11 protein-coding genes are annotated in these 14,059 nt (G+C 74.5%); 7 read left to right on the forward strand and 4 right to left on the reverse strand.

Translation table 11 applies throughout. The features are described 5' to 3' along the window. Positions 1-206 precede the first annotated feature (206 nt). The 4 genes from AB0L40_RS21465 (at position 207) to AB0L40_RS21480 (ending at position 5,304) form a co-directional block, all read left to right on the forward strand. A complete protein-coding gene (locus tag AB0L40_RS21465) occupies positions 207-1,736 on the forward strand; it encodes an MFS transporter (protein WP_364359420.1) in 1,530 nt (509 codons plus the stop codon). A gap of 214 nt (positions 1,737-1,950) precedes the next feature. Beyond that, a complete protein-coding gene (locus AB0L40_RS21470; protein ID WP_364359423.1) occupies positions 1,951-3,960 on the forward strand; it encodes a hypothetical protein in 2,010 nt (669 codons plus the stop codon). Positions 3,961-4,086: 126 nt separating this feature from the next. Further along, positions 4,087-4,509 (forward strand): cupin, encoded by a 423-nt coding sequence (locus AB0L40_RS21475; RefSeq protein ID WP_364359426.1) that lies wholly within the window; start codon positions 4,087-4,089, stop codon positions 4,507-4,509. A gap of 90 nt (positions 4,510-4,599) precedes the next feature. Beyond that, on the forward strand, positions 4,600-5,304 hold the full coding sequence (locus AB0L40_RS21480) for a hypothetical protein (protein ID WP_364359429.1): 705 nt from the start codon (positions 4,600-4,602) through the stop codon (positions 5,302-5,304). Between the two features lie 22 nt (positions 5,305-5,326). On the opposite strand, the gene AB0L40_RS21485 is transcribed toward AB0L40_RS21480, so the two are convergent. Then, the gene (locus AB0L40_RS21485) at positions 5,327-6,742 is read right to left on the reverse strand and encodes a polysaccharide pyruvyl transferase family protein (protein WP_364359432.1); all 1,416 of its coding nucleotides are present in this window, start codon (positions 6,740-6,742) and stop codon (positions 5,327-5,329) included. Between the two features lie 72 nt (positions 6,743-6,814). On the opposite strand from AB0L40_RS21485, the gene AB0L40_RS21490 reads away from it, so the two are divergent. Together AB0L40_RS21490 and AB0L40_RS21495 are read left to right on the forward strand one after the other, a co-directional pair. Continuing rightward, positions 6,815-7,132: a hypothetical protein gene (locus tag AB0L40_RS21490; protein WP_364359435.1), complete on the forward strand. Its 318-nt coding sequence runs from the start codon at positions 6,815-6,817 to the stop codon at positions 7,130-7,132. 7 nt (positions 7,133-7,139) lie between these two features. Then, positions 7,140-7,310: a hypothetical protein gene (locus tag AB0L40_RS21495; RefSeq protein WP_364359438.1), complete on the forward strand. Its 171-nt coding sequence runs from the start codon at positions 7,140-7,142 to the stop codon at positions 7,308-7,310. Between the two features lie 306 nt (positions 7,311-7,616). Here the strand turns inward: AB0L40_RS21495 and AB0L40_RS21500 are convergent, their stop codons facing one another. The 3 genes from AB0L40_RS21500 to AB0L40_RS21510 form a co-directional block, all read right to left on the reverse strand. After that, a complete protein-coding gene (locus tag AB0L40_RS21500; RefSeq protein WP_364359441.1) occupies positions 7,617-9,518 on the reverse strand; it encodes a hypothetical protein in 1,902 nt (633 codons plus the stop codon). A gap of 425 nt (positions 9,519-9,943) precedes the next feature. After that, positions 9,944-11,020, reverse strand: coding sequence for a glycosyltransferase family 4 protein (locus tag AB0L40_RS21505; protein WP_364359444.1), 1,077 nt, complete (start codon positions 11,018-11,020; stop codon positions 9,944-9,946). Between the two features lies 1 nt (position 11,021). Then, complete coding sequence (locus AB0L40_RS21510) at positions 11,022-12,683, reverse strand: exopolysaccharide biosynthesis polyprenyl glycosylphosphotransferase (RefSeq protein WP_364359447.1); 1,662 nt, start codon at positions 12,681-12,683, stop codon at positions 11,022-11,024. Between the two features lie 211 nt (positions 12,684-12,894). Here AB0L40_RS21510 and AB0L40_RS21515 point away from each other — a divergent pair. Next, a partial coding sequence (locus AB0L40_RS21515) for an acyltransferase (protein WP_364359450.1) occupies positions 12,895-14,059 on the forward strand: 1,165 nt, incomplete at its 3' end.

Genomic DNA, 14,059 nt, shown 5'->3' on the forward strand with positions numbered 1-14,059 from the left:
GGGCTTGGGGGGGGGGGGCGGGGGGCCCCCCCCCCCCCCCGCCCCCCCGCCCCCCCCCCCCGCCGACGTGGTCGACGGTGGGTGGTGGGCGGCGGGCCGTGGCCCCGACGTCGTCCCGATCGTCCAGGCGCTTTTGTGGTGCAACCACCGGGGGTAGCGACCGCCCATCGCCGGCACCGGCCGGCGCGAGCCGGGAGGGGCAGGACATGAGCGGGAACGTGCAGACGGGCACCATCGAGACCGACGTCGCCGCGCGCCTGGACCGCCTGCCGTGGTCGCGATGGCACCGGATGGTCGTGATCGGCCTGGGGACCGTCTGGATCCTCGACGGGCTCGAGGTCACCCTGGTCGGCAACGTCGGCGGCCGGATCGCCGAGAAGGGCAGCGGTCTCGACATCAGCGCCGCCGACATCACCGGGCTGGCGGCGTCGCTCTACGTCGCCGGCGCGTGCCTCGGCGCGCTGTTCTTCGGGCGGCTGACCGACAAGTACGGGCGCAAGAACCTCTTCATCATCACGCTGCTCGTCTACCTGGCGGGCACCGCGCTGACGGCGATCTCGATGGACCCGCTGTGGTTCTTCGCCTGCCGCTTCCTCACCGGGTTCGGCATCGGCGGCGAGTACGCCGCGATCAACTCCGCCATCGACGAGCTGATCCCGTCGCGGGTGCGTGGGCGCGTCGACCTGATCATCAACGGCAGCTTCTGGCTCGGCGCCGTCGGCGGGTCGCTGCTGTCGATCGTGATGCTGAACGAGTCGCTGTTCGCCGGCAACGTCGGGTGGCGGCTGTCGTTCGCGCTCGGCGTCGTGCTCGGGCTCGTCGTGCTGCTCGTCCGCCGGCACGTTCCCGAGAGCCCCCGCTGGCTGTTCATCCACGGACGCGAGGACGAGGCCAACGCGATCGTCGACGACATCGAGCGGCAGGTCGAGGCCTCGACCGGCGAGCGGCTCGAGCCGGTCGACGAGACGATCACGATCCGCCAGCGCACCGACATCGGCTTCGGCGAGATCGCCCGCGCGCTGATCAAGCTCTACCCGAAGCGCACGGTCCTCGGCTTCTCGCTGTTCGTCGGCCAGGCGTTCCTCTACAACGCGATCACGTTCGGCTACGCCACGATCCTGATCGAGTTCTTCGACGTGAAGAGCGGCCACACCGGCTACTACTACGCGGCGATCGCGGCCGGCAACTTCCTCGGGCCGCTGCTGCTCGGCGGGCTCTTCGACACCGTCGGCCGGCGGGTCATGATCTCGGGCACCTACATCACGTCGGGCGTCCTGCTGCTCGTCACCGCGGCGCTCTTCCAGGCCGACGCCCTGAGCGCGACGAGCATGACCGCCTGCTGGGCCGTCGTCCTGTTCTTCGCGTCGACCGGGGCGAGCTCCGCCTACCTGACGGTGTCGGAGGTCTTCCCCATGGAGACCCGCGCGATGGCGATCGCGTTCTTCTACGCGATCGGCACCGCGGTGGGCGGGATCACCGGGCCGCAGGTCTTCTCGCGCCTCGTCGAGAGCGGCGAGACGTCCCAGGTCGCCCTCGCGTTCGCGATCGGCGCGGCGCTGATGATCGTCGCCGGCGTCGTCGCCATCTTCTTCGCGGTGAACGCCGAGCGACAGAGCCTCGAGAACATCGCCAAGCCGCTGACGGCGGCGGACGCCGACGAGCACGCGGGAGAGGCGTCCGGCAAGGGGACGGGCGGGAGCGCGCCGCCGTCGGGCGCGGCGCCGGCCGCCGCCTGACGCGGACCACGCGCGGCGTGCCCGCCGGGTGCGGGGGACCCGGCGAGCCGGCGGGCCGCGGGGGCCGGCGAGCGCGGCTGCCGGACGCGGCGCGTCGGGGTGAGCACTGCGAGAACTGGCGAATCACCCCGGTAGTTCACCCCGGTGGCCCTAGTCACGGCCATTCGGCGGAGCTAGATTGCTCCCGCCTTCGTCCCCGGCAGGAAAGCCCCTCATGTCCCGCACCCCAGTGCGCCGCATCGCCGCACCGTCCGTCCCCCGCCCGCGCGCCGTCGCAGCTCTCTCACCGGTCGTCCCCGGGCCCGGCCGGCGCGCGCGCACCGCCGCGCTCTCGGCCGGCGTCGCCGCAGCCGCGCTGCTCGTGATCCCGGCAGCCGCGTCGGCGACCGTCACCACGACCAACGTGACGTCGCCCGCGCCGGAGACCGTCTTCGACTCGTCCGGCCTCGGATCGTTCCTCGGCGGCATCGGATCCGATCCGATCACGGTCACCGGCACGGCCCCCGGGGCGAAGGACGGCGACGAGGTCGTGATCGCCTGCACGTACTCCGCCAACGGCATCGTCGCGTTCGACCCCGTCTCGTACGGCACGGTCGAGGTCCACGGCGAGACGTTCGTCGCGACGGGCATCGCGCCGGCGTACACGTGCCGGCTGCGGGCGTTGCCGGCCGATCTCGCAGAGGCCTACGACCTGCCCGAGTCGACCGACCTCTCGGCGTTCTCCGGTCCGCGGGTGCTCGGCGGCGGCGTGGCGGTGCTCACGGCCGGCGAGGACGACGGGCCGTTCCCGGGCAGTCCGGAGACGGACGGCGCGCAGATCTACGAGGCCGTCCGCGGGCAGAGCCGCGGGCTGGTCCTCAGCACGAGCGTCGCCACCGGCTACTACGGCGGCGGCGGGACGATCTTCGGGTACGGCGGCGGGATCTACGCGTCGGCCCTGATCGAGGACACCTACTGGCGGCTGCTCTTCGGGCCGTCCGCGGTCCTCGGCGGCTTCGGCGGGTTCTTCGCGGATCCGACCAGCGAGGACGTCGCCGACGCCGGCCTGCTCGTCGACGGGCAGCCGGCGATCCCGACCGTCGCGGTGGGCGACAAGCGCTCGAAGGTCGTGTCGAAGCAGACGAACCTCGCCAACGGCGACCTGACGATCGTCGAGACCGCGCCGATCGCCCTGGTCACGACCGACGCCGAGAGCGGCGACCCGACCGGCCTCGCCGACGCCGGCCTCAGCGTCGAGCGCACCTACCGGCAGGACCACGAGGGCCGGCAGATCACGGTCTCCGACGTCTTCCGCTCCGACGACGGCACCGCCCATCGCATCGAGGCCCGCTACGGCGAGAGCGTCTACCAGGACGTCTACGGCGATGACAGCAGCGTCACGAAGGAGCCGGCGAGCTTCCGGATCCCGTGGGCGACGGGCGACGGGTACGTGACCCCGGAGGCCGGCTACACCTTCGGCGCGGGGGCCCCCGGTCCCAACACGATCTTCGTGCACGGGCCCCGCCAGGACTACTCCGAGATCTACACGCGCAAGGGCGCGGGCGCCGCCGCGCGCGCCGACGACGGAGAGCTGCGGCGGGCCGAGGGCGCGTACACGTTCGACGCGCCGCCCACCGACGGCCGCTTCCTCTCGCCCGGCGCGTTCGTCGTGCGGTTCGTGCGGGACATCCCCGCCGGCGGGACGACGAGCATCAAGCACACCTACTCGCAGGACCTGACGCCCGAGGGCCTCGGCGACCTCGTCGACGGCGCCACCGGTGGCACCCCGCCGGCGACGGACCCGGCGCTGCCGGCGACGACGCCGCTGCCGACCCAGCCGGCGCCGGCCCCGCCGCCGCCCGCCAACCTGCCGAAGGCGATCAACCCGATCCCGCTGGTCCAGCGGTCCACGAAGAAGATCCTGTTCACCGCCGCCCAGGGCCGCAGGCTCCGGGACCGCAAGCCGGTCACGATCACGACCAAGGGCCTGCCCGCCGGCCGCTACGGCATCACGATCCGCCGGTGGGTGAAGGACGGTCACACGATCGCCAGCGGCGTGAAGACGATCAAGAAGGACGGGACCCTGAAGGTCACGCTGCGGCTCACGAAGTACGGGCGCCACTACCTCGGGCTGAAGAAGACGCGCAATCGCGCCTCGGTGAAGGTCCGCGTGATCGTCACGTGGACTCCGCCGGGCAAGGCGCGCAAGAAGGTCAAGTCCACCTACTCGACGCAGTTCCGGTAGGCCGCTCCGGCGCATCCGGTCGCCCTGCGGGGCGGCCGGACCGCAGGGCGGGGGCGCCCATCGCTTGCGGACTGGACATCCGTCCGGGATCCTTCGGGATCGCATCGCGAACGAGCGTCCAACGCCGTGAAGAGGACCATGAGCACCTTGGGGACCGCCGACGACACCAACCTGGGCCTGGCCCCGGATCTACCGAAGCGGATCGAGAAGCCCTGGGGCCACGAGATCTGGTTCGCCCACACCGAGCGCTACGCGGGCAAGATCATCCACGTCACCGCCGGCCATCGGCTCTCGCTGCAGTACCACGACCGCAAGGACGAGACGTCGCACCTGATCTCGGGCCGCATGCGGCTGTGGCAGGGCACCGACCGCGACCGGCTCACCGAGACGATCATCGAGGCCGGCGCGACCTGGCGCAACACGCCCGGCACCGTCCACACCGTCGAGGCGATCGAGGACGCGGCGTTCTTCGAGGTCTCGACGCCGGAGCTCGACGACGTCGTCCGGCTCGAGGACCAGTACGGCCGCCAGGGGACCTCGGCGCCGTAGGGCGGGACTCCCGGGCACCGGGTCGGCGGGGTGAACGAACGGCCCCGCGGAACGGGTGCGCGGCGGCATCCGGGCTGTCATCGTGGCCGGATGGCTACGAGCGACCCACGCACCACGGGGCGGACCGGAATCCGCCGCCACCTGACGCCCGCGACGGTGATGAGCGCTCTGGCGCTGTTCGTCGCCCTCGGCGGCACGAGCTACGCGGCGGTCAAGCTCCCCGCCCGCTCGGTCGGCACCAAGCAGCTGCGGTCGTCGGCCGTGACGTCGGCGAAGGTCAAGAACCGCTCGCTGCTCGCGAAGGACTTCAAGCGCGGCCAGCTGCCGAGCGGCGGCGCGCGCGGCGCCACCGGTCCGCGGGGCGCGACCGGCAAGACCGGGGCCACGGGGAAGACCGGGAAGGCGGGCGCCACCGGGAAGACCGGGGCGACCGGGAAGACGGGAGCGGCCGGCGCCACCGGCGCCAAGGGGACGACGGGCGGGCTGTCGGGCACGATCACCCGCACCCGCGAGGTCACCGTGCCGGCCGGCACGTTCGTCACCGGCTGGGCCGCCTGCACGAGCGCCGAGCGGGCGACCGGAGGCGGCGCGGGATTCGTGGCGAGCTCCGCGGTGGGCACCGTCCAGAGCGCCCTCGGCGGCGTCGCCCAGCGCGACGCGGGCGGCGCGGCGATCGGCGCCGGCCCGACCGGCGACGGCGGCGCGAGCACCGACGCGTGGGTGGCGTCCGGGCAGAACACCTCGGGGGCGGCCCAGCGGTTCGTGACGTCGGTGGTCTGCACGCCCAAGGGCTGATGCGCGCGGGCGGGGCCCCGCGCTACCGCCGCATCAGCTCCGCGGCGTCGCGGAGGCGGGCCCGCGCGTCCGCCGCGGCCGACGCCGCCCGCACGGCCCCGGCGGCGGCGTCGTCCCAGCGCTCGCGGACCAGCCGCTCGAGCCGGCCCGCGTCGACCGCGTCGATCGGGATCGCCCAGTCCCCGAGCCCGAGCTGCTCGAGGATCCCCGCGGTCTTCGGCTCGTAGGCGATCCCGACGACCGGGACGCCGACCCCGAGGGCGAGGATGTTGGCGTGCATGCGGGTGCCGACCAGCAGCCGGAGCTCGGCGTAGATCGCCTGCAGGTCGCTCGGGCTCAGGTCGTCCTCGAGGACGAGCGCCCCGGGGCCGAGGAGCCGGCCGAGCTCCCGGCCGATCAGCAGGTCCGAGCCCGTCTGGGGCACGACGACGATCCGGGCACCGTCGCGCTCGGCCACGCCGCCGACCGCCGCGGCCAGCGCCTCGAGGTAGCGGCGCTGCATCGCCGGGCCGTCGCGGTGGCCCGGGTAGTGGTGGGGGCGCACGGAGACGCCGATCAGCGGTCCGTCGGCGGCGAGCGCGCGGACACGGGCGAGGGCCTCGTCGCCGTCCGCCGACAGGGGCTCGGCGTCGAAGCGGAACGCCATGTCCGGCGTCTCGTGGACGAGGCGGGCGGGGACCCCGATCTGGCGCAGGATCTCCGCGCTGCGGGCCTCGCGCAGCAGGATCGCGTCGCAGCGCGACAGGACCTGGCGGGCGATCGACGCGTGGACGCCCGCGTAGGGCCCGAGCGAGCACGGGCCGAGCACGGGGGGCTTGCCGAGCTCCCGGGCCAGGAGCAGGGTGGCGAGGTGGAAGAGCCACCAGTCGTCGGTGACCTTCGGGGCGTTCAGGTACCCGCCCGGGACGGCGACGACGACGTCCGCACGGTCGATCAGCGTCGCGAGCACCTGCAGGTGATGCGGCGCCAGCCGCGCGGCGAGCCGGGGCGAGCGACGGTGCAGTCGCGCCCACGCTCGCAGCAGCACGGCGACGCCGGCGAAGCCCGCCAGTCGGCCGCCGACGAGCAGCAGCCGGGCTGGCCCGAGCCGGTCCGCGATCCGCGCCGTCCACCGGTGCAACGGGCGCCTCGGCCGGGTGGCCATGTCGATCATCGGCAGCCCGAGCCGCTCCTCGTCGTCCTCGGGCTGGAACGAGGTGAACGTCACGTCGGCCGCGCCGTAGGCCTCCGCGAGCCACTGCTCGAACGCCTGGATCAGGGCGACGTCGCCCTTGTTCTTCCAGGTGTAGAAGCCGGGGGCGAGGACCCGGACGGGACGCTCCGGCGTTCCGCTCGCCGGCGGCGTCGGCGCCGAGGCGGTCGTCGGGTCTGCGGGCGGGACGTGACGGGTGGGGGAGGAGATCCCCTTGAGTCTGCGGCACCGCGGCGGCGAGCGCAATCGGCCACCGGATGCGGGGTGGGGCAGGAGGCGGGGGCGAGACGGCCGGGGGGACGATCAGGCACGCGGGCCGTGTGCGCGATCGTCGATCCGTCCAGACTGCTCCCTGCATCGGCAGCGCATGCCGATCACCGCGCCATGACGACGATGATCGCGGTGCTGGCCATCTGGGGCGCGGTCGACTTCCTCATCGTCGCCGGCCTCGTGGTGGTGCGGCCCCGCGGGAGCGTCCCGGCGCCGACCGAGGACGCACTCGGCGGCGGCGCCGAGCCGGTGCGGATCCTCCGCAGCGTCCCGGGGCGGAGCGACCGTGGGCTCATCCCCGGCGGCATCGGCGAAACGTCCGTTCCGGTCACGGATCACTGGCCGTGGCCCACCACGAACCGATAGCCCGACCATGATGCTCGTCGTGCTCGCCCTGGCTCTCTGGCTGGGCTTCAACTTCGCCGTCGTGTTCGCCGACCTGGCGATGGTGCTGCGCGAGGATCGTGCCGCGCGCCGCGCGGCACGCGCGCTTCCAGGCACGGCCCCGACGTCGCTGGTGCAGCGGCTTCACCTGCACCACTGACCGGTTGGCCGGGGAGGATCCGGGCCCGGGCGATCGGGCCGTCCCGGGTCGGGGCGGCGCTGGGCGATCCCGGGGCGGGTCTGGGTCGGACCGAAACCAGCGTTGGTACCTGGCAGGAAGGTTTCCTGGTGGGCGTGCCGCGCGGGGCTGGCGGGCGCCGCGCCGGGTCCGCGGTCGCCAGACTTGGTACCTCGTAGGAAGGTTTCCTGGTGGGCGTGCCGCGCCGGGGACCGCGGGCGATCGGGGCGGGCCGGGGATCGCGGGTCGGCGCCAGGCGTCGCGTCGGCGGGCGAGCCTTGCCCGCGTTCACCCCTCGGCGCGGGGCTTCGTGCGGGCGCGGACTTTGGCGCGGGCTCCTGCTTTCGCCCCCGCTCTGGCTATCGCTTTCGCTTTCGCTCTGGCCTTCGCTTTCGCTTTCGCCTTCGCTCTGGCTTTCGCCTTCGCCTTCGCTTTCGCCTTCGCTTTCGCCTTCGCTTTCGCCTTCGCTTTCGCTTTCGCCCTCGCTCTGGCCTTCGCTTTCGCCTTCGCCGCAGCGGACGCGCTCGTGGTCTTGCGCGCCGGGGCGGACGTGGTCGTGGAGGGCGGGGTGGGCACGTTCGCCTGGCCGGCGGCGGGCACGCCGGCGGCGGTGTGGATCGGGGCCGGAGGAGCGACCGGCGCCGGCCACGCCGGTGCGGGGGCGGTCGGTGCTCCTCCGCCGTCCGGGGCGATTCCGGCCGGGGCGGTCGTGCCGCTTGGTGCGGTCGCGCCTTCCGGGGGCGGGCCGGCCTGTGCGTCGCCGTCGTCGGCCGTCGCGCCGTCGCCGTCGCCCGCGGCGTCCCCGTCCGCGGACGGCGGGTCGGGCTCGTCTGGTGCGCTGGTGGCCGGTGCGCCGTCTCCTCCGGACGGGGTGGTGGCCCGATCGGCGGCGGCCGGGCAGCCCGCCATGGATGCCTCCAGGGCGCCCGCCGCGGCGGCGGACCCGCGGGGGGTGCCTGCGCAGTCGGGGGTCGTCGCCCAGGCCGGGTCGGCGAAGGCACGGGCCGGCGACGCGGGGGTGAGGGCGAGGTCGTAGTCGGTGGGATCCTCGAAGCCCGGGTCCGTCACGCAGCGGTCGCCCGGTCCGGCCGGGGCGGTCGCGCAGTCCGAGACGACGTTGCCGCGGTCCACGGCCGCGGCCGCTCCCTCCTTGAAGGCGAGGCCGGAGAGCACGTTGTTGACCACGACGGCGTCGGTCGGCGTCGACCGGACGGCGCCGCCCGGATCCGTGGCGATCCCACCGCGGATCCACAGGCCGCTCCAGCGGCTGCGGGCGATCGTGTTGTGGACGACCTGCAGGTTCGTCAGGCCCGCCGTCTGCACCGCCACCGCACCGGCGCCCGCGATCACGTTGTTGCGGATCAGGACGTCGTCGACCGGTCCGGTGACGTCCTGCAGGATCATGATCTGGTCGTCGGAGCGCAGGAGGACGTTGTCCTCGATCGTGAGCCCGTCGACCTCGCCCACGACCTGGACGTTGTCGTTGTGGATGTTGGCCGGGCCCGGGACGGGATCGGAGATGTCGGTGATGACGTTGCCGGCGATCCGCACGTCGTGCCAGTTGCCGAACGACATGCCGTCGGCGGTCATCCGGTGGATCCGGTTGCCGAGGATCCGGATGTCGTGCGAGACGACCGCGTTGCCCGTGCCGCCGATCCCGGCCCAGCAATCGTGGATGTCGTTGTCGCGGATGAGGATGCGCGCCGCGTTCGTGCGGACCTTGATGCACGAGACCGCCGCGGTGGAGGAGACGTCGAGGTCCCGCAGCGTGACGTCCTCGGCGCCCTGGGCGGCGCCCCGGGTCGGGTGCGCGCCGACGTCGATCTGGGCGCGGACCGCCAGGTGCTCGAGCGTCAGGTGCCGGGTGCCGTAGAGCTGCGCCCCCTGGAGCACCGCGCTGGTCCGGTCGGGGCCGGCCCCGCGGATCGTCACGTCGGCGGTACGGGCCCGGGCGTCCCGGAGCTGCGGGTAGACGCCGGGGCCGAGCAGCACGACGTCGCCGCCGGACGCGCGCGCCAGGGCGGCCGGGATCGTTCGCAACGGGGCGTCGGGCGATCCCGACGCGGCGTCGTCGCCGTCCGGGGCGACGTTGATGGTGGCCGCGGGTGCGGAGGCGGCGCAGAGGAGGGGGAGGGCGAGCGCGAGCGTCGCGAGACCAGTCCTCACGCGCCGGGGGGAGCCGGAGGGCATACGACGAGCATCGGCCGGGCGCGTCCGATCCGCGTGGGCGACCGGCCACGTTGGACGAACGTCCGGGGGCTTCGCCGGTCGACGGATGGGTCGCCGGCCGGCGGACGGGGCGGTCGTGGCAGCGGGGTCCCGGCCCGGACCGCGCGCCCGGTCCCGCGGCCAGCGGGGTCGGCGGCGCCTCATGCGCCCCGCCCCGCCTGCGGGCGACGCCGCCGCGGGCCCCCGCGCGCACGTCGAGGCTTCCGCGACCACGTCCCCTGTCGCGACGACGTTCCCCGCCGCGACCGGGGCCCCGGCCGCGAAGACCTCCCCTGCCGCGACCAGGTCCCCTGCCGCGACCAGGTCCCCGGCCGCGAAGACCTCCCCTGCCGCGACCACGTCCCCGGCCGCGACCGCGTCCCGCTCGGCCGGCACGTCCACGGGCCTCATGTCGCCGCGACGAGCGCGCCCTCGAAGCCGTCGACGGCGCGCTCCCAGGTGTACGTGCGGATCGCGGTGGCGGCCGAGCTCGCCAGGCGGCGGCGCAGATCGCCCTCGCGGGCGAGCCGCAGGACCGAGGCGGCGAGGGCGTCGACGTCACCCCGCGCGGAGACGAGGGCCGTCTCGTCCGGACGGGCGTAGTCCAGGACGCCCGGGTTGTCGGTGGCGGCCAGCGCGGCACCGCACGACATCGCCTCGGCGGGCGTGAGGGGCCAGCCCTCCTGATCGCTCGGGTGCACGAACGTGGCCAGCTCGTTGTAGAACGCCGCCAGGTCCGGGCCGGCCAGGCGGCCGCGGAAGTCGACCCAGTCGGGCAGCCCGGCGTCCGCGCCGTAGGTGCCGAAGGCGCTGACCCGCAGGCGCGGCTCCTGCTCGCGCGCCGCGGCCAGTGCGGCGAGGCCGACGCCGGTGCCCTTCCACGCGACCGGGTGCAGCATCAGGCCGACGTGCAGCGGGTCGCGGTCGTCGATCGGGCGCTCCAGCGGGAACGCATCGAAGTCCATGCCGTTGGGCACGTACGAGACGGGACCGCGCCCGTCGAGGCGCCCCGCCTGCTCCTGCAGCCAGCGGGCGATCACGATCTTGTGCATCGGCAGGCGCCACGTCGCCTCGACGCGCCCCCGCGGCCCCGACCACGTCTCGAGGTGCTGGATCAGGTACGCGTGGGCGCCCGCGGACGGCGGGGCGGACGCCAGGTACTCGGCGGTCTGCCAGGCCGTGGCGACGACCACGTCGCCGGACGGCAGCTCCCGCGGGGTGCGGCCGGGGACGGCCGTCGTCCGGACGTCCGGGTGCAGGGGGAACCACCCCGGGCGGCCCCCGGCGCGCAACGCGTGCGCGCGGATCCGCCACGGACGGTGGTGCAGCCAGCGGCGCAGGCCGCCGAACTCGAGCCCGGGGACGGGGTGGACGACCGTGACCTCGTGCCCCCGCGCCTGCAGGCGGTTGGCGTACTCGTAGGCGATCCGGACGCCACCGATCGGGTTGCGCGAGAACTTCGGCAGGACGAACGTGATCCGCACGTCAGACCCCGTGGCGCGCGAGCATGAGCTTGGCGGTCCGGGCGAGGATCAGCAGATCGCGCCAGAGCGACCACTCGGTCACGTACATGTAGTCGAGCTTGAGCATGTCCTCCATCGGGACGCGACGGTCGCCGCTGCCCAGCACCTGCCACGGGCCGGTGATCCCCGGCGTGAGGTCCAGGCGGGTGCGATCCAGCCCGCGGATCCGCTCGTCCTCCTCGAGGATCAGGGGCCGCGGACCGACGAGGCTCATGTCGCCGCGCAGGACGTTGAGCAGCTGCGGCAGCTCGTCGAGGTGCGTGCTCCGCAGGAACCCGCCGATGCGCGTGATCCGCGGATCGTCCTTGAGCTTGAACATCCCGTCGCCGGCCTGGTTGCGGGCCAGCAGCTCCGCGCGGCGCTCGTCGGCGTCGACGACCATCGACCGCAGCTTCAGCAGCGCGAAGTACCGGCCGCCGCGCCCGACCCGCGTCTGGCGGAAGAACGCCGGCCCCGGCGAGTCGAGCCGGACGAGCGCGGCGAGGAGGAGCAGGGCGGGGACGAGCAGCACGACGACCGGCAGGGTCAGCGCGACGTCGAAGCAGCGCTTCAGCAGCCGCGACGAACGGGTCGGCCGAAACCGTCGGATGCCGACGAGGACGGTGCCGCCCAGATCGTCCGGCTCGCCGGTGCGGCCGGCCATGAGGCCGGTGGTCGGCAGCAGGCTGACGCGGGCCCCGGACTGCTTGCCGCGCCGGATCGTCTCGTGGACGAGCTCCTGCGACGTGCCGGCGTCGGGCGCGACGATGACGCGGTCGACGTGGCGCCGGCGGACGACGTCGCTGAGCGTGTCCGCGGACCCCGCCGCGGCCTGGATCGGCAGGGACCCGACGACCTCGACGCCGCCGCGACCATCGGTCCGGCGGACGATCTCGTCGGCGCGGTCCTCGCCGCCGACGACGAAGGCGCGCTCGACGCCGCACCAGCGCTCCAGCACGCGGCGGGACAGCCACCGCCCGCCGGTCAGGCCGACCGTCAGGCCCAGCCAGGCGGAGACGAGGTCGGGCGCCGCGCTCTCCCAGGCGGAGAACTGCCGCTCGTAGAGGACGAACACGAGGACGAGCACGGTCGACAGGCCGAAGATCCGCGGCACCTCGTCGAGGGTCGTCTTGTGGATCTTCAGGTCGTCGCGGTCGTAGAGGCCCGCGACCTTCGAGTACGTGACGACGAGGGCGACGAACGCCAGGAGCGCGACGGTGAAGTGCCCGGAGCGCGAGAACTGCAGCGTCGACCCGAGGACGGCGGTCGAGACGACGACGTCCGACGCCGCCAGCACGCGGCGGAAGCGGCGCTCGCGGTCGTGGACCCAGTCGACCGCGTGCGGCTCCTGGATGGCGAGCACGCCGCCCGTCGCGGGCATCGGGATGCCGACCCGCCCGAGGGCGGCCCAGGCGCCGGCACGGCCGCGCGGGACGCCGCGGCGTGACGTCCCGTCGATCGGCTGGACGCCGTCCGTCGTCGGGCCGTCGCCGGTCGCCGTCCCGACGGCGGTCGGCGCCGCGCCGCCGGCGTCCGCGGGCGGGCCGTCGGCCCGCGGCAGATCCGCGCGGGGGGCGCCGCCGCGCTCGACGAGCGTTCCTCGGTCTCCGGCGATGGTCGGTCGTGTGGCGTGGTGTGGCTTCATGCATATCCCTCCCGGGGAGCGGGTCGCACTACACCAGCCAACCGGTCATCACCACAATGGGTGCGGTGCGGGGCGCGGTGCGTGCTTCACGTCACACCCACACCCACGTTGCGGTATGGGGATGTTCGTGCTTGTATCGGGTGGCCCCGGCCGTGGGCCGCAGCATGCCCGACCACACCCGCGGTCCCGTCAACCCACGGATCGTCCCCGCATGAGCGCCCGAACCTCCCCGCCCGCCACGCACCCCCACGGGTTCGACCTGCTGCGCATCCTCGCGGCGTCCCTGGTCGTTCTCAGCCACTCCTGGCTGCTGCCGACGGGCGCCGAGCCCGTGCCGCTCGGGTTCTCCGACTACGGCTTCACCTGGGGCCGCCTCGGGGTCGTGGTCTTCTTCGTCGCCAGCGGCTACCTGATCGCCGGGAGCTGGATCCGCCGGCCCGACGTCCGGGTGTTCCTGGAGAAGCGCGCCCGGCGGATCTGGCCGGCGCTCGCGGTGATGGTGCTCGTCGTGGCCCTGGTCGTCGGCCCGCTGATCAGCACGGCGCCGGGGTACCTGACCAGCGGCGAGACCTGGTCGTTCGTCGCGCGCAACCTCGCGATCTTCCCGTACGACTACCGCCTGCCGGGCGTCTTCGCGGAGAACCCGACCCCCGACGTCAACGGGGTGCTGTGGACGCTCGGGCTCGAGGTCCTCGCGTACCTGCTGCTCCTCGTGGCCGGGCTGCTCGGGATCGTCCGGCGGCCCTGGGCGCTGCTCGCGGTGACCGTCGTCCTGGCGCTCGGCGGCTGGAACTGGTTCCACTCGACCCTCGTGCTCGACGGCCGGCTCCAGGGCATGACCTCGCGAACCGCCCTGCTGGCCTGCTTCTTCGCCGGTGCGACCCTGCGCTCGTTCGACCGTCCCGTGCGCTGGCCATGGGCGGCCGGGGCGGGCGTGGTGCTGCTGGGCGCCGGGGTCCTCGACGTGCCGCTGTCGGTGCTGATCGTCCCCTGCGGCGCGCTGATCGTCGTCTGGGCGGGCACGCGGGCGCTGCCCCGCGCCGCCGCGATCACGCGGCTGGGCGACCCGTCCTACGGCATGTACATCTGGGGGTTCGTGCTCCAGCAGGCCCTGATCGCCGCGGGGATGCGCGACGCGCCCGTGCTCGCCTTCCTCGGCGTCTCGCTCGCGACGACGCTGGCGGCCGGGTACGCCTCCTGGCACCTCGTGGAGCGGCGGGCGATGAGCCCGCGGCGCGCCGACGCGGTGCCGGTCGCGGACGCCGGGGCCGGGACCGCGGGCGCCGTCCCGGCCGCTCCGGGGGCCCGCCCGGCGCCCCGACCGGCGTCCGGATCCGGGGCTCCCGGCCGCGCGGGGGGCCCCCGGGCCCACCCCG

Origin of the sequence: Patulibacter sp. NPDC049589 (assembly GCF_040675535.1) — a bacterium.
Taxonomy (GTDB): Bacteria; Actinomycetota; Thermoleophilia; order Solirubrobacterales; family Solirubrobacteraceae; genus Patulibacter.

What these genes read in the sequence shown, in the direction of transcription:
- AB0L40_RS21470 (WP_364359423.1), top strand. Translation starts at nt 1,951, where the DNA reads ATGTCCCGCACCCCAGTGCGCCGCATCGCCGCACCGTCCGTCCCCCGC.
- AB0L40_RS21465 (WP_364359420.1), top strand. Translation starts at nt 207, where the DNA reads ATGAGCGGGAACGTGCAGACGGGCACCATCGAGACCGACGTCGCCGCG.
- AB0L40_RS21495 (WP_364359438.1), top strand. Translation starts at nt 7,140, where the DNA reads ATGATGCTCGTCGTGCTCGCCCTGGCTCTCTGGCTGGGCTTCAACTTC.
- AB0L40_RS21500 (WP_364359441.1), bottom strand. Translation starts at nt 9,518, where the DNA reads ATGCCCTCCGGCTCCCCCCGGCGCGTGAGGACTGGTCTCGCGACGCTC.
- AB0L40_RS21480 (WP_364359429.1), top strand. Translation starts at nt 4,600, where the DNA reads ATGGCTACGAGCGACCCACGCACCACGGGGCGGACCGGAATCCGCCGC.
- AB0L40_RS21510 (WP_364359447.1), bottom strand. Translation starts at nt 12,683, where the DNA reads ATGAAGCCACACCACGCCACACGACCGACCATCGCCGGAGACCGAGGA.